Source organism: Catenovulum agarivorans YM01 (assembly GCF_000281085.1).
Lineage (GTDB): Bacteria > Pseudomonadota > Gammaproteobacteria > Enterobacterales > Alteromonadaceae > Catenovulum > Catenovulum agarivorans.
Genome location: NZ_JH767523.1, coordinates 46,346 through 67,621, shown reverse-complemented (window position 1 = coordinate 67,621; position 21,276 = coordinate 46,346). Strand labels below are relative to the sequence as shown.

16 protein-coding genes are annotated in these 21,276 nt (G+C 39.3%); 9 read left to right on the top strand and 7 right to left on the bottom strand.

Annotation, left to right across the window (positions count from 1 at the left end; all coding sequences use genetic code 11):
* The first annotated feature begins 74 nt into the window (after positions 1-74).
* From WSC_RS0104890 to WSC_RS0104880, 3 genes are read left to right on the top strand one after another with little or no spacing between them, the layout of a single operon-like run.
* Positions 75-494 carry a hypothetical protein gene (locus WSC_RS0104890; RefSeq protein WP_016954794.1) on the top strand — a complete coding sequence of 140 codons (420 nt, stop codon included), beginning with the start codon at positions 75-77 and terminating at the stop codon, positions 492-494.
* A 53-nt stretch (positions 495-547) separates the two neighbouring features.
* On the top strand, positions 548-1,375 hold the full coding sequence (locus WSC_RS0104885) for an SDR family NAD(P)-dependent oxidoreductase (RefSeq protein ID WP_016954793.1): 828 nt from the start codon (positions 548-550) through the stop codon (positions 1,373-1,375).
* Between the two features lie 24 nt (positions 1,376-1,399).
* Positions 1,400-1,825, top strand: a complete 426-nt coding sequence (locus tag WSC_RS0104880) for an FKBP-type peptidyl-prolyl cis-trans isomerase (protein ID WP_016954792.1) — start codon at positions 1,400-1,402, stop codon at positions 1,823-1,825.
* A 55-nt stretch (positions 1,826-1,880) separates the two neighbouring features.
* Here the strand turns inward: WSC_RS0104880 and WSC_RS21875 are convergent, their stop codons facing one another.
* The gene (locus tag WSC_RS21875) at positions 1,881-4,901 is read right to left on the bottom strand and encodes an EAL domain-containing protein (RefSeq protein WP_016954791.1); all 3,021 of its coding nucleotides are present in this window, start codon (positions 4,899-4,901) and stop codon (positions 1,881-1,883) included.
* A gap of 303 nt (positions 4,902-5,204) precedes the next feature.
* On the opposite strand from WSC_RS21875, the gene ettA reads away from it, so the two are divergent.
* Together ettA and WSC_RS0104865 are read left to right on the top strand one after the other, a co-directional pair.
* Positions 5,205-6,872 (top strand): energy-dependent translational throttle protein EttA, encoded by a 1,668-nt coding sequence (gene ettA, locus WSC_RS0104870; protein WP_016954790.1) that lies wholly within the window; start codon positions 5,205-5,207, stop codon positions 6,870-6,872.
* A gap of 100 nt (positions 6,873-6,972) precedes the next feature.
* A complete protein-coding gene (locus WSC_RS0104865) occupies positions 6,973-7,362 on the top strand; it encodes a PilZ domain-containing protein (protein WP_016954789.1) in 390 nt (129 codons plus the stop codon).
* Between the two features lie 103 nt (positions 7,363-7,465).
* On the opposite strand, the gene grpE is transcribed toward WSC_RS0104865, so the two are convergent.
* On the bottom strand, positions 7,466-8,059 hold the full coding sequence (gene grpE / locus WSC_RS0104860) for a nucleotide exchange factor GrpE (protein WP_016954788.1): 594 nt from the start codon (positions 8,057-8,059) through the stop codon (positions 7,466-7,468).
* A 216-nt stretch (positions 8,060-8,275) separates the two neighbouring features.
* On the opposite strand from grpE, the gene nadK reads away from it, so the two are divergent.
* Entirely contained in the window at positions 8,276-9,157 is an 882-nt protein-coding gene (nadK, locus tag WSC_RS0104855; protein WP_016954787.1) for an NAD(+) kinase, read from the top strand.
* A gap of 69 nt (positions 9,158-9,226) precedes the next feature.
* Here nadK and WSC_RS0104850 read toward each other — a convergent pair whose 3' ends face one another.
* Genes WSC_RS0104850 through WSC_RS0104835 form a run of 4 tightly spaced genes read right to left on the bottom strand, consistent with a single transcriptional unit; the run spans position 9,227 to position 14,259 of the window.
* Positions 9,227-12,019, bottom strand: coding sequence for a DUF349 domain-containing protein (locus WSC_RS0104850; RefSeq protein ID WP_016954786.1), 2,793 nt, complete (start codon positions 12,017-12,019; stop codon positions 9,227-9,229).
* Complete coding sequence (locus WSC_RS0104845) at positions 12,006-12,284, bottom strand: YeaC family protein (protein WP_016954785.1); 279 nt, start codon at positions 12,282-12,284, stop codon at positions 12,006-12,008. Before WSC_RS0104845 ends, WSC_RS0104850 begins: the two co-directional genes overlap by 14 nt.
* Positions 12,281-12,610, bottom strand: a complete 330-nt coding sequence (locus WSC_RS0104840; RefSeq protein WP_016954784.1) for a zinc ribbon domain-containing protein — start codon at positions 12,608-12,610, stop codon at positions 12,281-12,283. Before WSC_RS0104840 ends, WSC_RS0104845 begins: the two co-directional genes overlap by 4 nt.
* Positions 12,610-14,259 carry an alanine/glycine:cation symporter family protein gene (locus WSC_RS0104835; protein WP_026016668.1) on the bottom strand — a complete coding sequence of 550 codons (1,650 nt, stop codon included), beginning with the start codon at positions 14,257-14,259 and terminating at the stop codon, positions 12,610-12,612. Before WSC_RS0104835 ends, WSC_RS0104840 begins: the two co-directional genes overlap by 1 nt.
* A 132-nt stretch (positions 14,260-14,391) precedes the next feature.
* Between WSC_RS0104835 and WSC_RS0104830 the strand changes: the two genes are divergently transcribed.
* Positions 14,392-16,068 carry a GGDEF domain-containing protein gene (locus WSC_RS0104830; RefSeq protein ID WP_016954782.1) on the top strand — a complete coding sequence of 559 codons (1,677 nt, stop codon included), beginning with the start codon at positions 14,392-14,394 and terminating at the stop codon, positions 16,066-16,068.
* Positions 16,069-16,083: 15 nt separating this feature from the next.
* Here the strand turns inward: WSC_RS0104830 and WSC_RS23945 are convergent, their stop codons facing one another.
* Complete coding sequence (locus WSC_RS23945) at positions 16,084-18,672, bottom strand: EAL domain-containing protein (protein ID WP_082196115.1); 2,589 nt, start codon at positions 18,670-18,672, stop codon at positions 16,084-16,086.
* Positions 18,673-18,979: 307 nt separating this feature from the next.
* Between WSC_RS23945 and pheA the strand changes: the two genes are divergently transcribed.
* Complete coding sequence (pheA, locus tag WSC_RS0104820; protein ID WP_016954780.1) at positions 18,980-20,137, top strand: prephenate dehydratase; 1,158 nt, start codon at positions 18,980-18,982, stop codon at positions 20,135-20,137.
* A 28-nt stretch (positions 20,138-20,165) separates the two neighbouring features.
* Complete coding sequence (locus WSC_RS0104815) at positions 20,166-21,275, top strand: efflux RND transporter periplasmic adaptor subunit (protein WP_016954779.1); 1,110 nt, start codon at positions 20,166-20,168, stop codon at positions 21,273-21,275.
* Position 21,276 lies beyond the last annotated feature (1 nt).

The window sequence follows — 21,276 nt, the reverse complement described above, 5'->3', positions numbered from 1 at the left end:
ATATTAAATTATAGGTTCAGCGGACCTGTTTAATATTTGCTTTGCGTTTATTTCAAGGTTGTAGGAGAAATAACATGGAAAAACTAAAACTATTATTGTCTATGCTAGTTGTCATAGTCTTTAGCAGCCAATTATCTGCATGCAAGCAGGCTTCGGCTTATGCTCCAACCCAAACGCCACAAGTAACCGAAGCATTATCCAAACAAACTATTAGCCAAGTTAGAAACACCTTTCACGCCAGCTTTGTTTATGGGGATTGGCGTTTTCAGGGTGTACAAGTTGTCAACAACAGTATTAATGCTTATATCCAAATACCTGATCAATTAGACATGGCCGAAAAACAACAAAAAGCCTATATCCAACAAGTAATTTGCCCATCTGCCCAGCATGCACAAATGTGGTTAAGTATAAAAAATCATCCGCTATGGGTGCACCTGTACACCCACGACAAAAGATACGGTGTATATGCAGAGTGCACTAACCCTCACGCGTAAAAATTGTTACACTGCCATTTTGATAGCTGATTCTCAAAACTCTTGGATACAAAATGGCAAGAAAGACCATTCTCATTACAGGCTGCTCTTCTGGTATTGGATTGCATTGTGCACTTGAATTGGATAAAGAAGGTTACCAAGTACTGGCAACTGCACGCCAACAGCAAGATGTTGAAAAGCTTAAAGCCTTAGGATTAAACGCTTACCAACTTGATTTAGCCGACCCCATAAGTGTCGAGCAAGGTTTTGCTTGGGCTGAGCAGCAAGCCGACAGCAATATTTATGCTTTATTCAACAACGGTGCCTATGCCCTCCCTGGTGCATTAGAAGATATCTCACGCGCACAGTTACGTACTTTGTTTGAAACAAATGTATTTGGTTGGCATCAACTAACTAATTTATGCATTGAGCATATGCTTAAGCACAAACAAGGTCGGATTCTGCAAAACAGCAGTGTATTAGGTTTAGTCGCAATGAAATTTCGCGGTGCTTATAACGCGTCTAAATATGCCATTGAAGGTTTATCTGACACGCTCAGGCTTGAACTAAAAGACACAAACATACACATCAGTTTAATTGAACCAGGACCCATTTTGAGCCAGTTTCGTGCAAATGCGTTGGCGCAATTTGAGCTGAATATTGATATTAACCAAAGTCGTTTTCAACATACCTATCAAAAAATGCTTGAACGCTTAAAAAAAGAAGGTCCTGGTATGGCCTTTACTGAAGGTCCTGAATCTGTGCTCAAACGCGTCAGGTATGCATTAAGCGCAAAACAGCCACAAGCAAGATATTATGTCACTAAACCAACCTACTTTATCGGTTTTATGCGCCGTATATTGCCAACAAAGTGGTTAGATAATTTAGTCAAAAGTTTTTAATTAAAAAGTAGTAATTACTATATTATGGCAAAGAAAAAATCTAAAGGCTCTACTGGCCTTAATCGCAAAAATACTGAAAATTTTTTAGAGAAGTACCAAGCAAAAGCGGATGTTGTTGAACATGACTCTGGACTAATGTATCGAGTGATAGATCAAACAACTGACAGCAATAATAAACGTCCACAAGCAGACTCATTAGTTAAACTGCATCAGCGTATTTTGTTAGCTGATGGCTCTGTCATTGCCGATAGTTACAAAGGTAATTTACCAGAAGAGTTTTATTTGGCTGAAGCAATTGAAGGTTTACAAATTGGTTTACCCCTGATGCAAGTAGGCGACAGATACGAGTTGGTTATTCCACCTGAGCTGGCTTGGGGCAAAAAAGGCAATAGTGGTAAAATTGGCCCGAATGCAGTGCTCATTTTTGATGTTAGGTTAATTGACTGTTAGCAATGAAACAGCGAACAGGTGTTGATTTGTTCGCTGCTCATTTCTATCTAAACTTTTATCCAGCCTTAACACCTTGTTTTTCAAACAAGTGCATATATGATTTATTTTCGCTATCAATAAATTTATACAAAGATTCTTCATCAATTGGCTGGCTAAATAAATAACCTTGGCCTATTTGACAATGATTTTGAATTAAAAACTGCACATGTTCGGCCGTTTCTACCCCTTCGGCTATCACTTTCATATTGAGTTTATGCGCCATAGCGATAATAGCATCTGAGATCGCCATATCGTCGGTATCGTCTGGGATATCTTTAATAAAGGCTCTATCGACTTTTAATGTATCAACTGGGAATTTTTTCAAATAACTTAACGATGAATAACCTGTACCAAAGTCATCAATCGACATTTGCACACCGAGTGCTTTAATGTCGTCCAACTGGTGCAGCGCTTCGTTAATGTCACCCATTAACATAGATTCAGTAATTTCTATATCTAACCACTCAGGTTTAATCCGCGCATTAATAATGCTGCCTTTAATCACTTTGGCCACACTCTTATCTTTAAACTGACGCGCAGATAAATTCACCGCAACCGTATAGTTTTCATTGTACTTCTGATTGAGTCGAGCAATAAACATACTTGCTTCGGCCAGTACCCACTCGCCCATTTCAACAATTAAACCAGACTGCTCTGCCACAGGAATAAATATCGCAGGTGATACCATGCCTCGCTCAGGGTGATTCCAACGGATCAAAGCCTCAAAACCGAACAGTTTACCGGTTTTTAAATCTATCTGGGGTTGATAAAACAACTGGAACTGAAACTCGCGTAAAGCAACTCTCAGTTCACTTTCAATCAATAAACTTTCTTGCACAGCTTTATCTAAGTCATCTGTGAAGAAATAATGCGTACTACGTCCCGCCGCTTTGGCTCGATACATAGCAAGGTCAGCGTTACGCAACAAAGTTTCAATACTCATAGCGTCTTTTGGCGACATAGTGATACCTATACTCGCACTGACTAACACCTCAGCACCAGACAGCTGGACAGGCTCACGAATAACGTTTTGAATATCGGTAGCCATCGCGCTTGCACGTTCAACAGTGGCAACACCACTTAATATCACGGCAAATTCATCCCCACCTAAACGAGCAATCGTATCTTCAGCACGTAAACGTCGGACCAAACGGCGAGCAATTTCAATTAAAAGTTCATCACCCGCTTCATGACCTAGCGTATCATTAACTCGTTTGAACTGATCTAAATCAAAATAAAATAATGCAAAGGCGAAATGACCACGTTTAGTCATTTCTAACGATTTAGTTAACTGAGCTTTAAAAAAAGTTCGGTTGTATAGATCTGTTAGTGGATCATGATAAGCAAGCTTTTCCATTTCTCTTTGATTATCTTTCATCATAGAAATGTCTTGCGTCGCAGATACAAAATGTTTGCCACCATTAACATCTTCAGTCATTGGCGAGAAAGTTTGTGATACCCAAATTTCAGTCGCGTTTGAGTGCACCATCAATAACTCGCCTTTCCAAGCATGGCCTAATTGCAGTTGCTCAAAAGCCGCATCTAACATCCACGCCATATGTTGATCGAAGACAATTTTGAGGTGATGACCAATTAACTCGTCTTCTTCCCGTCCACACATTTCAACAAATTTGGGGTTAACAAATTCAATTTCAAACTTATCATTGGTAATGGCAATTGCGGTTTCGCTATGTTTAACCGCATTTGAAAGTTTAACTGCGGCGAGCTCAGCGACTTCTTTTTCTTTAATTTTTTCGTTTAAGCCATCAATTAAACTATGTACTTCACCTGATAACGAATTAATTGAACGCGCTACCACACCAATTTCATCTTGCTCGTCTAACAGCTCACCTAAATCTATCTGTCCTTGTTTATGCTGTGATAATGCTTGAGTAACAATTTTCAAGCGCTTTAATATGGTTTGGTTAATCAAAAAATAAATTAGCAAAGCAAACGCTACTGCCGCCGCTGCAAAACCTAAATAAAGCTTTTTATTATAGCTAGATAAATACTGGTTTACTGAATCAGACACATCAACTACAGCAAGATACCAACTCAAAGGTGCGATATTGCCCACTGCCACGGGAAATTGGTGATCAACCATAAACACCTTTTCACCACGAAAGCGGCCATTTACTAAAGCTTCACGAATTATTTTCTGACTAAAATTCGGCGCATTTTGAAAGTTGTTGAGTTGAGTGTTTAACTCAGCTTGTTGGCTAGTAACAACTCTATTAAATTCAGGATGAAAAATTAAATTACCTTTATTATCAAAGATAAAAACTTCTTGGCCGCGTAAACTATTAACATTTTGTGCAACCAATTCCATGATGTTTTCTAAGATAAAATCAGCACCAACAACACCAATAAACTGCCCTTGTAAATAAATCGGATAAACTAGCGTTGTCATCCAACTGTTATGAATATCGTCAAAATAAACCGGTGTCCACAAAGGTTGGCGGGTTGGATTAAAATGTGGGGTGCCCAATTTATAAAATATGTCTTTGTCAAAGTCATGGTTACTCGGTAATTCAGTCGCTAATTTAGCCGGGTAAGTAACAGCAAAATGTCGCTGAGAAATAAAATAATAGCTGTTAAATTTGTCTGCCAAAGGCTGAGCAACGCGTGTCCAAGTTGCATTTAAATGATTTGCTAACGCCTCATCGGTTTCATTTAATTTTGATTTATCCGCATAATAAATTGCCGTGTTAGCTTCAGCTATAGCCGGTTGACGATTGCCAACTACCACTTGAGCATTTTGTTGATATGCAGCATAAAAGTCTTCAATAGACTGACTTACCTGTTGATGGCTTAATGCACCTAATGAAAGTAAATGAGACAAATGTTGATTGAGCAAATCAGCTTGTAGCAAAGCTATTTGCCGTGTTTCTTCGTGTGCTGAATGATTCAGGTGACTATTTTGATCATTCGATAATAAAAAACCACCAATCATCCCTAATGACAAACAGGATAATAGAACTGCTAATGTTGCTTTTACAGAAAGCGAATGAAACACCTTAGCTTTGATCCATTGCATGGAAAGCCGAAACCTCTTATTGTTATTGAGTGTTCCTTCACTCAGGTTGTAAAGGTTTAACCTATTCAATTAAGTGGTTAAACCAACCCATGTTAATAATAGTTATATGTTAGTGTAGGCGAATAAATTTTGCCGTAAAATTACGCTATAGATACCATTTTATCGGCAAAAAGTCATAATTATTTATATTCGGTAAATTTTAATCAATCTTGAATGGTAACTTATTTGTTTAATAGCAACCAACACTGCTAAACTTACGCAAAATTTTTATTCAGAAAACATCGAATTAATTTAGGAACTTATATGGCTCAGTATGTATATACTATGAACCGGGTGAGCAAAATAGTGCCACCAAAACGAGAAATTCTAAAAAACATCAACTTGTGCTTTTTCCCTGGCGCAAAAATTGGTGTTTTGGGTTTAAACGGCGCAGGTAAATCAACGCTATTACGCATAATGGCCGGCATTGATACCGAGATTGAAGGTGAAGCACGTCCACAGCCCGACTTAAAAATTGGTTATTTGCCGCAAGAACCACAGTTAGATCCATCAAAAAACGTTCGTGAAAACATCGAAGAAGCAATTTCTGAAGTTAAAAACGCCATAAGCAAATTAGATGAAGTTTATGCTGCTTATGCTGAGCCTGATGCTGATTTTGATGCATTAGCCTCTGAACAAGCTAAATTAGAAAACATTATTCAAAGCCATGACGGGCACAACATTGAAAATATGCTTGAACGTGCCGCTGATGCACTACGTTTGCCAGCATGGGATGCAGATGTAAACAAACTATCTGGTGGTGAGCGCCGTCGTGTTGCACTGTGCCGCTTGTTATTAGAAAAACCAGACATGTTATTACTTGACGAACCGACTAACCACTTGGATGCCGAGTCTGTTGCTTGGTTAGAAAGGTTCTTACATGACTACGAAGGCACAGTTGTGGCTATTACCCATGATAGATACTTCTTGGATAACGTAGCAGGCTGGATTTTAGAATTAGACCGTGGCCATGGTATTCCATGGGAAGGCAATTATTCATCTTGGTTAGAACAAAAAGACGCACGTTTGGAGCAAGAAGAGCGTGCAGAAAATGCCCGTAAACGTTCAATTAAACAAGAACTTGAATGGGTACGCAGTAATCCAAAAGGCCGCCAAGCGAAAAGCAAAGCGCGTATGTCGAGATTCGAAGAACTCAATAACTCAGATTTCCAGCGTCGTAACGAAACCAACGAACTCTACATTCCACCTGGAGAAAGGCTTGGTGATAAAGTTGTTGAAGTAAACAATCTAACTAAATCATACGGCGAACGAGTGTTAATTGATGATTTATCGTTTAGCATGCCTAAAGGAGCAATCGTCGGTATTATCGGCCCGAACGGCGCGGGTAAATCAACTTTATTCCGCATGTTATCCGGCACAGAGCAACCTGATAGTGGTGAGATAGTTTTAGGTGACACAGTAAAACTAGCAAGTGTTGATCAGTTCAGAGATGACATGAATGACAACAACACAGTTTGGCAAGAAATCTCTGAAGGCCAAGATATTATCACTATTGGTAGCTTTGAAATTAATAGCCGTGCTTATGTCAGCCGTTTTAACTTTAAAGGTACAGACCAACAGAAACGTATTGGTGAATTGTCAGGTGGTGAGCGCAACCGTGTACATTTAGCTAAGTTATTAAAAACGGGTGGAAATGTATTGTTACTGGATGAGCCTACCAATGATTTAGACGTAGAAACTTTGCGTGCATTAGAAAACGCCCTACTCGACTTTCCAGGCTGTGCTATGGTCATTTCGCATGACCGTTGGTTCTTAGACAGAATTGCGACGCATATCCTTGACTATCGTGATGAAGGTAAAGTGAACTTCTATGAAGGTAACTACACTGACTACGAAGCTTGGTTAAAACAAACTTTGGGTGAAGATGCTGTATTAAACCCACATAGAATTAAATACAAAAAAATAAACTAAATTTTATTTTTGTTAATCAGCAACAAAGACGGCAGTAAAAACTGCCGTTTTTTGTTTTATGCGCTATATTATATCTAAATTAGTTTTAAGAGCGGTATATATGGACGAAAGAAGACATTTCACCCGAATTTTTTTTGCAATTCCGGCACAATTAAGTAATAAACATCACTGTTGGGATGTGAACTTGATAGATTTGTCTTTAAAAGGCGCGCTTGTGTCTTTGCCTGAAAATAGTATAGAAGATGGCTCTCAAGCTAAGATACGTGAACAACTCAGTGAAGATTTGAGTTATGAATTAATATTTGAGTTACCTAACTCAGATGTGACAATAGAAATGCAAGTGAGCATTGCCCATTTAGCCCAAACTTACATAGGTTTAGAATGTAGGCAAATAGATATTGATAGTGCAGCCCATCTTAAACGCTTATTACAACTTAATATGGCTGATGAAGCATTATTATCAAGAGAGTTAGAAAACCTGATCCACTAACTTTCCTCTCTCATTCGATGACTTGAGCGACAGATGCAAACACCCAGAAAAAGCCACAGCTTGCTGTGCTATCAAGGTGTTTGCATTAATAACAAAAGCACTATTAAGCTTTTGTATCTACACCACCGGCTGCTGATACGATAACCATAGCTGGACGTAATAAACGACCGTTTAAGGTATATCCTTTTTGCAGACAATCAATGATTGCATTTGGCGCCACATCCGGGTTTGGGATCATAGACATAGCTTGATGTAATTCTGGATTTAACGCGTCACCTTGCGCAGGGCTAACCACTTCAACGCCGAATTTTGCTAACGAAGCTTCAAAACTCTTCAGTGTTAATTCAACACCTTCAATCATAGGCACTAGAGCTTCGTTGTCTTTATCTGCCGCTTGCAAAGCTCGCTCTAAGTTATCTGCAACTGGTAATAACTCATTAGAGAACTTTTCTAATGCAAATTTATGAGCTTTTTCAACGTCGAGAGCAGCGCGACGACGAATATTTTCAACTTCTGCTTTTGCACGTACAACAGAGTCTTGTTGATCTTGAATTTTTGCTTCAGCTGCAGCTAATTTAGCTTCTAAAACTTGTACTTGGTTGTCTTCTACTACAACTTGCTCGTTATTTTCTGCCGCTTGCGCATCTACTTGCTCTGCTACTTCTTCAACTTGAACGTCTTGTTGTTCATTGCTCATATATATACTCCAAAAACAATTTGTTTAACTAGGGTTTTGGTTTGGCCCTTAACACTGTCTTGCAATATAAGGGCAAAAAAATTCGAATCAAGCCTCAAATGGCACTTCAGGGTTAATTTAAACAAACAAAATCTACTTCACAGGGCGATTAGTACTTGTTGATATTTCATGCTGCGTTAAAATTTATAAAAGCTTACAACATCTTAGGGCGTATTAATGCCGTCAGTTTTTAAAAGAGTTGGTTTAGTTGGTAAACCAAACCATCCAGATACAACAACAACTTTAGTCAGTGTATGTCAGTTCTTACAACAACAAGGCTGCCAAGTTTTTGTCGAACAAAAAGTTGGTCATGACGTAGAGCTAGACAATGTTGAACAATTGAGCCTATTGGAGCTCGGGCAGGCTTGCGACTTAGCCATAGTTATTGGTGGTGATGGCAATATGCTCGGCGCAGCGCGAGTACTCTCGCGTTTTGATACAGCGGTTATTGGAATTAATCGTGGTAATTTGGGGTTTTTAACTGACATTCACCCAGAAGCATTTGAAAGCGCCCTAACCCAGGTACTTAAAGGTCAATTTTCAATTGAAGAGAGATTCTTATTAGAAGTGACAGTGCATAGACACGGAGAAGTTAAAAGTGTAAATAGCGCAGTAAACGAAGCCGTGCTGCATTCGGACAAAGTTGCGCACATGATTGAATTTGAAGTTTATATCAATGACAAATTTGTCTTTAGTCAACGTGCTGATGGCTTGATACTATCTACTCCAACAGGGACAACAGCATATTCGTTATCCGGCGGTGGACCAATACTGACCCCTAACTTAAATGCAATTTGTTTGTTACCTATGTTCCCACACTCGCTGACAAATAGGCCTTTGGTGGTTGATGCGAATTCAAGCATACAGCTTATTGTACCAAACCGCTCTCAAGCTCAGCTTGGCGTGACCTGTGATGGCCATGTAACTTTACCTGTGCTGCCGGGGGATGAAATTCGCATTCAAAAGCATCCAGACTTACTAAAGCTAATACATTTAAAAGACTACAACTACTTTAATGTACTGAGACGTAAACTAAATTGGGGTAGTAAACTCTATTAAACTATAATACCCAAGCTACCAAATAGCTAAACTTACGATAACACCGTAAGTTTAGCTTTGGTTAGGTGTTTAAGCCGGTTGTAGTTCAGCTTGCATCGCTTTGCTAACTCTTGCAAATAAAGCTTTATCTTGCGCTTGAATTGCACCTAAGCTCAACCACTTATTAAGCAAATCTAGCGTTGATTGAGTCTCACCTTCGTTCAACTTTTCCGATAATAATTGAACTTGAATTTCCATTTTACGTGAAGCGTCTTCTGCTGGCGTATCTACCCCAGAGACAATTTCCATACGTATAGTGATATCGCGGCGCTGCTCGCTAATATCAGCTGATTGTTGGCTATTTTGCGCCAATTCAATTGCATGAATAATATTTGCAGGCAAACTGTTTAACCCTGCTTCATCCAATTGGCCTTCAATTACATAAGCTTCCAAATTAGTTAACCACTGCTGTAAATTGTCAGCTTGCGCTTGCTGTTTTAATTGCACGATTTTTTGCTGGTAGCTGCTTGTAGCTTGGCTCAATAACTTATCTAAACGTTTAGTTTGATTTAGGCTACACTCGGCTAATGAAATTGCCTTAAGTTTATCTATTTGGCTATAACACTGCTCTAAATTAGCTTGCTCAAGGTCAAGCACAAGCTGGTCAATTTGCTCTTTTATCGACTCGTACGCATGCTGCTGTTTATCTTTTTCTGCTTGATAGTCAGCCTGCTTTTGATCAAACACACCATCATTGATTGCTCTAAACTCAGCCCATAATTTGTTTTCAACTTGAGCACCAGCAAAACCTATGTTTTTCCATTGATGTTGAAGCTGTTTTAATGCTTCGCTTGCTTGTGCAACCTCTTGCTCTTGCGCGTATTTTTGTGCCTTAGCAATCAATTGACGTTTTTGTTCAGCATTATCTGTATAAAACTGAGTTAGCTGTTGTCGAAGTGGCTTGATGGCAGCAAAAAAAGCTTGGCTGACTTGATTGTATTCGCTGCGTTCAACGCTACCGGCTTTGTTCCACTCATTTTGTAAACGAGGCAAGTGTTTAGCGAGTTCGGTATAATCTGCATTTTCGGCAAAGGCTTGAGCACAAGCTTCAACTTCTTCAACTAATTGATTGCGCGTTTGTAAATTTGTCGCGCGCTGCGCTTCTAATTCAGCAAACTTTTCACGGCAAGGCGCAAAAGCTTGTTCAATCGCGACGTCAAACGCTTCGTTGAGCTGTTTGTTCTCTTCACAGTCTGTGTTGCCTAACAACCGCCAATTATGCCGAGCAAATTTAACTTGTTTAGCTCTCGCATGCACATCCTCTAAAGTTTGTTCTGCCATAGCTTCAACTTCTGCTAAAAGTTCACGTTTTCTCGGTAAACCAATATAAGACTTCCATTCTTCTAAATTATTAACTTGCTCATTTAAGCGCTGATGCTCACGTTCGATTTTGCTGTAACTATGAGCAGTTAAACCTGCAATACCCTCTGTTATTTTTCTGAATAAACCTAAGGCTACGTTGTAGCGCCCAACCTGAATAAGGCGGTCTAATTCACGCATTTGCCCTTTTAATTGTTTAATTGCAGAGTTTTGCTGTTGGTTATAATCTTTTAGCGTGTCTTTCCAACTTTTGATTAAACTTTGACTACTCTCTTGCAAACTTTCAGGTAAAGCAAACAACATTTTTCTTTTTAGCGCTTTCCACTCTTCAAACCATTGGTTAAATTGACTTTGTGCTTGGTCTACTTGTTCTAAATTTTCTGGCAATTGCCATTGATGTAACTGTGTTAACGCCCGAGTAGCTTGGGCTACTTGCTCAGCGAATTCTGGTAAATGCGCAGCGTTGTGTTCAATTTGATTTAATTGATTAAACAAGGCTTCAGTTTTGTGGCCACCGACATGGTCTTCACTTAACAACTTTTTTGCATCAGCAATGGATTTTATAATCGCATCTAATTCACTGTCGCCATTCGCTTCAACGGCATTGGCAACTTGAGATTGTATTTGCTCAATTGTATTGCTCACTTGCTCAATAATTTGCTGCTGGCGTTCAGAGGCTAATTTTTCTGCTTGAGCTTTAGTGTAATCAACTTCAAGTGCGGTTAAATTTGCAACATATTTGCTTTCAATCTGTTGGTATTTTTCGGCTAATAGCAGTTGCTCATCTTCAGGCAAACACACTAAATCAACTTGCAAATTTTGCCATTGTTCAACTAACACCTCACCATCTTGTTTGACCTGTAAATAGTCAGACTTATCTTTTAATGCCAATAACTTACTTAAAATCAGGCTAGTTTGTTTGCGTAATAATTCAGGTTTTTCTGCAGCTGCTTTAAGCTCTTCGAGTTTAGTGGCTGCCCATTGCCGAACTTTGGTATGTTTAGCTTTGTGTGCAATCTTCTCTAGTTGCTTGGCATCGTCAATCCGCTGTGCACATGCAAGCGCAATGTTTTCATTAGCATCGCGAATGGCTAGATCGTAATTTAAGTTGTTTTTATTTAACTTATTTAATATTTCAAGGCGTAAGTCTTCGTCATCACCTCTGCGCACAAAATCTTCCAATAAAGCGCTATTGCTACAATTTTGTAAATATTGTTGTTTCTCAGGAGCAGTCAATGCCGAATCAGAGCTGAACAATAGTTGCTTTACTTTTTCTAACGCTAGCTTCTGAATTTTCACATCGCTATCATGCTGCATTGCGTGATCCCAACAGCTTAAGGTGTTAAGCTGCTCAAGTGCTTGTTTGCGCACATTTGTATCAATATCTTTGGTCGCAACTTGCTCTAATATGCTGTTGTCGTTCAGTTTTTGAATTGCTTGTAAACGCACAACCGCGTCTTTATGTTGCCATTTAGGCTGGAATAATTGTTTAAATATCATCATGTTTAAACCGTACGATAGTTTCTTTCGCAAAACTTTGTTTTAATTCAGCACGTGATTTTTCAACCACATAACCATCAGCCCCCACAGTAAAAGGCTGATCAGAGTCTAGATGTTTTGCTTGCCACGCCATAATTGCTTGTAACATATTTTCACGCTGCTCAGGATCTACAACTCTACCATCTTGCCATTTGCCTGTTTCTACCGCCTCACAAAGAGATTGATATACAGTTTCAGGCATATTATCGATCAAATCTAAAAAGTTCATACTTGCTTTTCACGTTTAAACATCATTATTCTAATTCGGGTGACAACGTACCACACCAACCCAAGTAAAGCGACGACTTGTGAAGCAATTTTATCGTAGCCCATGCCCGAATCAGCATACCAACTAGAGTATGCTAAACCACCAATAAATAGTATCAACGCCAAGAATGAATGAGTGATCAACGATGAACTTTTTTTAATTCTGTTGATCCGCCTTTGTGTTGTCAGTTTTTCTGGATCTGCCACTAACACGTGGTCACAATGCTGACAACTTTGCGCTTTATCTGAAATTCTTTTACCACATTCGGGACAAGGAACTAATGCCATCAATTTACCTTTTGTTCGTTTTGTAATTGAGTTTGTTTAATGTCTTTACGTAACAATATGATTGCAAATAAATTAGGCAATGTCATAAATGCCACGGCGACAGCCGCCAAATTCCAAATGACTGTTGTATCTGCAATAGCCGCTACAAAAAAACCTAAGATATAACTCATACGGAAGTATATGACAGAGCCAGAGCCAAACAAATATACCATAGCTCGATCACCATAATAACTCCATGATATGGAGGTTGAGAATGCAAATAACAAGATAGCAAAGGTAACTATATACTCCCCCCAATCACCAAACCAACCTTGGTTAAAAGCCTTCGCCGTTAATGCAGTAGAGTGAATAAGCGACAAGCCACTAATTTCTATATGATTTGGTTCAACTTTGCCTTGCTTCACAACCAATTCACCCGAATATGGCTGACCACTCAAATTGGTAAATTGAACGGCTTCTGCAATTGATCTTGCATGCACTATGGTCACATCTGATTCAACCAATTTGCCGTTTACCACATGCAAACTGCCATCAAACAAGGTAACTTCATGCGCTTGTTTATTTAACCACGCAAATAATTGTTGTTGCTCTTGTGCGACATTTTCTGAATATTGCCCTTCGAGCACATATAAATCGGCGTAAGCAAACTGATTTTGGTGTTTTTGGTGCCACACATTTGACGACAAAATCACTAAGCCTGTGATAGTGCACAAGATTATGGTGTCAATAAAAGGCTCTAACAAAGCCACTTTACCTTCGTTAACTGGGTTGGTGGTTTTTGCACTCGCATGCGCTATAGGTGAAGAACCTGCTCCCGCCTCATTTGAAAACAATCCGCGGTTAACCCCCCGACTAAAAGCAAATGCAAAACTAGCACCTAAAAAGCCACCAACAGCTGCACTGCCGCTAAACACCCCAGAAAAAATTGCTTGAATGCTCGGCCAGATATTGTCGATTTGATAAGTCGCAACAGCTAAACCACCAATAATATACATAGCGGCCATAAAAGGAACTATCCTAGCTGTCACTTTGGCAATACGTTGGATTCCACCGATAATAACCAAAGCCAATAATATAGATAATACGCCCCCTGTTATAACGGGTTCGATAGATAAACTGCTCTGCATTGCTTGCGCAATATTATTAACTTGTGGCATGGCGCCAATACCAAATGCGCTAATAACAACTGCTATAGCAAATATAATTGCCAACCAGCGCATATTTAGTTTTCTGTCCATGTAATACATAGGACCACCCGAATAGGTACCATCCAAAGTCTGCACTCGATATTTGTGTGATAGCGTTACCTCGACATATTTTGTCGTCATACCGACAAATGCGGTCATCCACATCCAAAATAACGCAGCCGGACCACCTAAATATATAGCTAAACCAACACCACCTATATTCCCTGTACCTACAGTGCCTGATAGCGCAGTAGCCAAAGCTTGAAAATGAGAAGTGTCGCCTGGCGACCTATTGGATGATTTGTCAAATAAAACCTTCCAACTGCCTTTAAAGTAACGTATTTGCGGAAATTTGAGATAAATAGTAAAAAATGAGCCAACAAATAGCAGTGCATATGGAAAATACGCAGCGCTCCCGAGCAAACTATCTAAAAATAATAAAAATTGGTTTATGCTTTCCATAATTAACATTTACCCTTGTTGTATTAACTAACAGCAATCACAGTATACCTTATGTTTCAAGATTATTTGTTGATATAAGTGTACTAATATCCAAAAATGGATTAGCCTTAATTAAGGAATGCGGGGGTTAGAATGACCAAATTGCAGCGGGTAAAAGCTCTATCAATAGTTTTCTCTATTCTGGTCATTATTACCAGCTTACCAGCGAGCGCAAAATTAAGGGAACTCTCGCTACAGTTGAGATGGGAAGATCAATTTCAATTTGCCGGTTATTACATAGCGAAAGAAAAAGGCTTCTACCAAGAGTCTGGGCTCAAAGTTACCCTTATTCCCTACAACATTAACAACCCGTCCCCCATTGATGCAGTGCTAAACCATCAAGCCGACTTCGCTATTAGCAGTTCTGCAGTCGCAATTCATAGAATGCAATCTAAACCTGTGGTTGCTGTGTCAGCTTTGATGCAATCTTCACCATTAGTCTGGCTCACGTTAAAAAAGAATGGTTATGTATCACCTCAGGATATAGCTGATAAACCACTTCCCACATTACCAGGTACCGAAAGCGCCGAACTGTTGACTGTTTTTCGTAAAGAAGGATTTAGACTAGAGGGGCTAAAGTTAATCACACAAAATGCCCGTATTAACGACTTAGTCTTAGGTAAAGTTGCGGCACTGAACGCGTATATGTCTAATGAACCATTCCAGTTGGAACAATCTGGATACGAATATAACCTAATCAAACCGAAAGATTACGGCGTAAATTTCTATAGTGATGTGTTAATCACTCACGAAGACTTTGCCCAACAACATCCCGAAATTGTCGACAAATTTAAACAGGCGTCACTTAAAGGCTGGCACTACGCACTAAGCAACATAGAAGAAACAGTTAATATAATTAAAGATAACTACGCGCCAGATAAAAGTTTAAAACATTTGCTCTATGAAGCGAATCACCTAACAGAATTGATAATGCCAGAACTGGTTCAACTGGGGCACATGAATCCAGACAGATGGAAAACAATCGCGAATAATTACATTCAATTAGGTATGGCTGGTGACCAACCCGATTTTAGCCAGATGGACAACCTGATGTACCAGAAGCCGATTAAAAATACGCGTATTTTAATGCATACCATTATCATATCTTTGTTTATCATTTTAATACTGTCGATTCTTGCTTGGCGATTTTTCTATTTGTCATCAATGCTGAAACGAGAAATTAGCCGACGTACATATGCAGAGAAAAAACTAATCAAAGCCAACAATGAGTTAACTGCACAAGCCTTAACCGACCCACTGACTAAAATTTATAATCGCCGAGCTTTTTTTGAAAAAGGTGATGCCATTTTAAAATTATCGGTTAGAAAACAGTTAAATTGCGCACTCATCATGTTAGACATAGATCACTTTAAAGATATTAATGACACATTCGGCCACAACGCTGGTGATGTAGCGTTAAAACAAATCACTGAAATACTTGCTCAGTCTATCATTCGTAGCCATGACATATTGGCCCGTATTGGTGGAGAAGAGTTCGCTATTTTGATGGTTGACTGCAATATCGAAGATGCTGCACAGGTTGCTGAACGAATTCTAAAGTTTATGTCGGAACACAAAATAATTTTACCGGACGAGTCTGCAATAAATGTAACTCTTAGCATGGGTTTAAGTAAAGTGGAACTTGATTTAAGTCAAGCGTTAACCCATGCTGATGTTGCTTTATATCAGGCAAAAGAAAACGGACGGAACTGTTATTATATTTTTGATGACCGTTTGTTAAATAAAATAGCTAAACCACAAACGGCATGAAGCTTTAGCTTGACCTCAAACCTCTATTTCTTGATGCTCAGAAGCTATTAGACTTTCTGATTCATTCAACACATCGGCAATAGGAATAAAGCTAGAAAGATCGGCTGGTTTTTGAATGCCAAAACCTTGAGCATAGTCCACGCCAATTTCTCGTAAAGCTTCTAAAATAGAGTCATCTTCAACGTATTCTGCTATGGTTTTCATCCCCATAACTGCGCTGATTTGATGAATAGAACGAACAATTTCTCTGTCACGAACATTTTCTGTCATCTGCTTGACAAAACCGCCATCAATTTTGACATATTCAGCAGGCAAATTTTGTAAATAGCTGTAGGATGAGAAACCTTTACCAAAGTCATCTAGTGCAAAGGTAAAGCCGTGAGCTTTAAGCTTGGTAATTAACTCGCGACCAACCACTAAATTTGCAACTGCGGCAGTTTCGGTGACTTCAAAACATATAGTTTCTGGCGGGAAGCCGATTTTTTCATGTAGGTCGATAATATAAGAAAAAAGTTTCTCATCGTTAAGAGACTCACCAGATAAATTAATCGACAAGGTTACTTTTTGCCATAACTGTGGCCGAGAAGAAATCCAACGAAATACACGTTTAATCACCCAACGATCTATCTTAGGCGTTAAACGAAAACGCTCTGCTGCTGGCAAGAACATATTTGGTGACAACAATATACCGTCTTCGTCTTGCATTCGCAGTAAAATTTCAATGTGCTCACGCTCACTTTGACCACAAGTTGGATTAATGCGTTGGAAAAACAAGACAAACTTATCGTTAACTAAAGCGTCGTTTATACGAGCTGCCCAGCGAGGTGCTTGATGATGGCTATTGAGCTTTTCATTATTGACGTCAAATACACGTAAATTATTCATGCCGATATTTTTAGCCATGTAACAAGCTGCGTCAGCTTCACGGCGCGCTTCGGCTGCATTATGCGTATCAGAAGTAATTTGTGTAACACCAAAACTCGCACCGATAGAGTGAATTTTACCACCCCAAATAAATCGATATTCTTTAACTTGGGCAAGAATTTTTTCGAAAATATTAATGCCATGTTCAAGCTGCGCGTCAAATAATATAATGCCGTACTCATCCCCACCAATGCGAGCACAAACGTCAGTTTTCCGTAAATAAGAACGCAATATACTGCCAACTTCATATAAAAGTTGGTCACCCGCCGCATGTCCGGCGCTGTCGTTGATTAACTTAAATCTGTCTAAATCTATCAGACACAACACATGTGAGCGTTGCTCCATTTTGGCGTTGTGAACCGCTTCATTGAGCATTTCTTCAAATTTATGGCGGTTGAGCAGTTTAGTAACAACATCATAACTAGCTTGGAAATTTAATTTTTTGCGCAGCCGCTCGCTTTGAGTCATATCGCGCAACACCATTACTGTGCCAACCAACTCTTTCGAAGGATTACGCAAAGTGGTGATGTGCTTTTCTATATATAAGACTTCTAACTCGCGATTAATTCTATGCATACAGCGCTCACTCGCGCTATCGCTTTGTTCGGCATTTTTAACCACGTCTTTTAGTGCATGACGCAGACGTTTTGAATCTTCAGGATCGACAAAAGGCAACACATCGGCAATGTGTTTGCCGACTATATCAGTCACCGAAGCTTTAATGATTTTAAACGTCGTCGAGTTACAGTAAGTCACAACACCGTTTAAATCAGTGGTGATCACTGCGTCACCGATTGAGTTAAGGGTTACTTTATTAAATTCTTTTGCAGCAAATAGCTCATCTAACATACCGTTAATTGAACCGGCCAACTCACCTACTTCTTCAGTTTGGTAATTGCTAACTTTTTTAGCACTATCATCGTTCGGTTTAATTTGTGCAACTTCTTCGGTTAAACGATTAATACTTTGTCGGGATTTTTTGTAATGGGTTAAGTAGATATAAAAACACATCAAAGCCGAAAGTAAACAAATCAGGCCAGCCAACCAAACAACAGGTTGGCTATAAAATGAAAAAGGGGTAACAGCAACTGGCACAGCCCACTTACGCTGGTTATCAATTAAATCAGAGGTAACAAAGGCATCAGTATGTGCTGAGACGTCAAACGGACTAATTGTGAAATTTGCTGAATCGTGCGGGAGTTTAAAACCTTGAATAAAAGCCTGACCATTTTGTTTACTCATAGCGACTGCAATAGGTTGGCCTGAACTTGATTGCACAATACCGACTTTATTCGATTGGTATCGGTTTATAACTTCTAAGAATATAGTTTGTAGATCATTTGAGCTGAAGATGCTGCCCGTAGCATTTATATTTGTAGGCTTTGTCTCACATTCAGTCCGCTGTGTCACATCAAAACAATAGCTATAATCTGCATGGGTGGCACTATGGACATTTTCCGAGTTTGCCTGAGGGTAAATTAAGTTGTGTTGGTACTGAGTGTCAACCAGCAATTTATCGAACATACCTTCGACATATTTAGCTTGGCTACTAACAATTTGTAATCGATAAGAATTCTGCCACTCATTGAGTGCATGAAGTGAGGCCACCCCCAGCAGAATAAAGAATATCACCCCACCGATGGCGGCAAAGATTGTGTGTCTTTGCAGTGCTTTCATCATCAGCTACCAAAAATTGCTCAAATATTATAAGAATTATGCGCACTCATTACCGCCTTTTACCGACTATTAGTCAAGCATTTTTTCTGCTATATCACGTCAAAAAGACCAAATTGTTTAAATTTTTGTTCATATTTTTTAAATAATGCTTTGTGTAAGCATTTTCTCACACAAACAAATAGATAAAGGATTAAGAATTATTGATAACTAGACTCGCGCTAGCATAAAGAATTATTTTATTAAATCGCGTTAATTCGCTATAGTTAGCGGAATTTCCCCCAGCGATTATCAATTTTTGTACATTCAACCCATGGAAAAAATAGATTTAGACAAAGTTAGAGTCGAGATTACTAGCCTAGATGAGCAACTTTTATCTTTATTGGCTAAACGAAGAGACCTAAGTATTCAAGTTGTAAAAAGCAAGGTGCAAGACCAAAAGCCGGTACGTGATAGCTACCGTGAAACCCTGTTACTACAAAACCTGTCAGCCAAAGGTAAAAAGTTGGGTTTAAAAAGCGACTATATTCATAGTGTATACCGCACCATTATTGAAGATTCAGTTGAATTACAGCAAGACTATTTAATGCAGTTGAATAACCCAAGTATGAAAAGCGCTGAGTATAAAGTTGCTTACTTGGGCACTAAAGGTTCATACAGTCATTCAGCAGTAGAAAAATATTTAACTGGGCTTAACGGTGGGTTAATTGATGTTGGCTGTAAAAGTTTCGACGACATTTTTGCCGCCGTTGAAGATAAAGATGCAGATATAGGTGTTTTACCTATCGAAAATACTTCGTCTGGCAGTATTAATGAAGTTTATGATTTATTACAAACGACCCGCCTTAAGATTATCGATGAGCTATATATTCCAGTAAAACACAACCTCTTGGTTGCGTGTGAAACCGACTTGTCACAAATAAAAACCATTTATGGTCACCACCAGCCAATAGCTCAATGTAGTGACTTTTTAAATGAGTTGTCCGACGTCGAGATTGTAGTTTCAGATAGCACTTCTACCGCTTTATCAGAAGTTAAAAAACTAAATGATCCAGCTGTCGCTGTATTAGGCAGTGCTGAAGCGGGTAAACATTATGGTTTACAATCTATCCGTGCCGATGTTGCCAATCAAAAAGACAACCAGACACGTTTTATTGTAGTCGCACGCGAGCCAGTAAGTGTCCCACTAACCTGCGCTGCAAAAACGTCTCTGATATTGTCGGTTGGGCAACGCCCAGGGGCTTTAGTTGACGCTTTGCTTATCTTTAAAGAATACAAGATTAGTATGTGTAAGATTGAATCTCGCCCAATTAAAGGCCGTCCGTGGGAAGAAATGTTTTATATTGATGTTACCGAAAACTTACAGTCAGAAGCGATGCAGTTGGCAATTAAAGCACTAAAACCGAGTGTTTCTGACTACACTGAATTAGGTTGTTACGTAAATCGCAGTAGCCACGTGGAAGGTGAATAAACTAACATAAAACAAAGCGGAGAGGCTTATGTACTCAATTAAAAGTGTTTGCTGTATTTTTACATTAATTGTTATCTCCGCTTGTTCTGAACCACAGCTCGTCAAACAACCTCCGATTCGGGCAATTGCTTGGCAAAAAGTAGCGCTAGAACCCATTCAACAAATCCGCAATTTACCCGGTAACATAGTGCCTGCCGAAACAGCCCCTCTCAGTTTTCAGGTAGGTGGGAAAATTCAAAACATACACGTCAAATTAGGCGATGTTATTTATGCTGGACAATTACTCGCACAACTTGACAGCAGCAACTATCAATTGGCGTTGCAAGCAGCACAAGGCGAAGTCAAACGTGCACAAGCTTTATATTCCGAACGACAAGCTGAATATTTGCGCTTTCAGCAATTGTTAGAACAACAACTTGTATCTAAATCACAGTTCGATAATGCTAAATCACAAGCACAATCGGCACGTTCCACCCTTGAAGTCGCAACTACTCAAGTGAAAATAGCGCAAAAGAATTTAGCGGATACCCAGCTACTTGCACCTTACGATGGTCATATCAGTAAACAGTTTGCAGAGCCTTCTCAGCAAGTCGCCAGCGGACAGACTGTGTTTGAAGTTGAGGGCACGCATGGTTTTGAGATTGAGGTGTTTGTCCCCGAAATTATGATTAAACACATCTCTCTTGGCCAGATATGTAAAGTATCCAGCCAAGTGACTAAAGCTAGCCAACTGAACGCCAGTGTCAAAGAAATTGCCAGTCGCGCTGAAACTGCTAATGCATTTAAAGTTATTTTACAGTTTAACCAAAGCCACCAAGATTTACGCGCTGGTATGTCTGTGGAAGTAGAATTTGTTTATTTATCATCTGAACGCAACAATGTATCAGGTGATGCAGTAAAAGTACCACTATCGGCCGTGCTGGCAGGTAGCAATCAACAAAACTTTGTATTTGTATTTGATGCACAATCTAACAAGCTTGAAAAACGTCCTGTGGTTACCGAAAACATAATAGAAAACCAAGTATTGATCACCCAAGGTTTACAATCTGGCGAAATTATCGCAACTGCAGGTGTGCATTTTCTAAATGACGGACAACAAGTGACCTTGCTGCAAAATCAAATAAATATCTTTAACTAAC

Coding starts and splice junctions, on each gene's coding strand:
- WSC_RS0104890 (WP_016954794.1), top strand. CDS start 75: ATGGAAAAACTAAAACTATTATTGTCTATGCTAGTTGTCATAGTCTTT.
- WSC_RS0104885 (WP_016954793.1), top strand. CDS start 548: ATGGCAAGAAAGACCATTCTCATTACAGGCTGCTCTTCTGGTATTGGA.
- WSC_RS0104880 (WP_016954792.1), top strand. CDS start 1,400: ATGGCAAAGAAAAAATCTAAAGGCTCTACTGGCCTTAATCGCAAAAAT.
- WSC_RS21875 (WP_016954791.1), bottom strand. CDS start 4,901: ATGCAATGGATCAAAGCTAAGGTGTTTCATTCGCTTTCTGTAAAAGCA.
- ettA (WP_016954790.1), top strand. CDS start 5,205: ATGGCTCAGTATGTATATACTATGAACCGGGTGAGCAAAATAGTGCCA.
- WSC_RS0104865 (WP_016954789.1), top strand. CDS start 6,973: ATGGACGAAAGAAGACATTTCACCCGAATTTTTTTTGCAATTCCGGCA.
- grpE (WP_016954788.1), bottom strand. CDS start 8,059: ATGAGCAATGAACAACAAGACGTTCAAGTTGAAGAAGTAGCAGAGCAA.
- nadK (WP_016954787.1), top strand. CDS start 8,276: ATGCCGTCAGTTTTTAAAAGAGTTGGTTTAGTTGGTAAACCAAACCAT.
- WSC_RS0104850 (WP_016954786.1), bottom strand. CDS start 12,019: ATGATGATATTTAAACAATTATTCCAGCCTAAATGGCAACATAAAGAC.
- WSC_RS0104845 (WP_016954785.1), bottom strand. CDS start 12,284: ATGAACTTTTTAGATTTGATCGATAATATGCCTGAAACTGTATATCAA.
- WSC_RS0104840 (WP_016954784.1), bottom strand. CDS start 12,610: ATGGCATTAGTTCCTTGTCCCGAATGTGGTAAAAGAATTTCAGATAAA.
- WSC_RS0104835 (WP_026016668.1), bottom strand. CDS start 14,259: ATGGAAAGCATAAACCAATTTTTATTATTTTTAGATAGTTTGCTCGGG.
- WSC_RS0104830 (WP_016954782.1), top strand. CDS start 14,392: ATGACCAAATTGCAGCGGGTAAAAGCTCTATCAATAGTTTTCTCTATT.
- WSC_RS23945 (WP_082196115.1), bottom strand. CDS start 18,672: ATGATGAAAGCACTGCAAAGACACACAATCTTTGCCGCCATCGGTGGG.
- pheA (WP_016954780.1), top strand. CDS start 18,980: ATGGAAAAAATAGATTTAGACAAAGTTAGAGTCGAGATTACTAGCCTA.
- WSC_RS0104815 (WP_016954779.1), top strand. CDS start 20,166: ATGTACTCAATTAAAAGTGTTTGCTGTATTTTTACATTAATTGTTATC.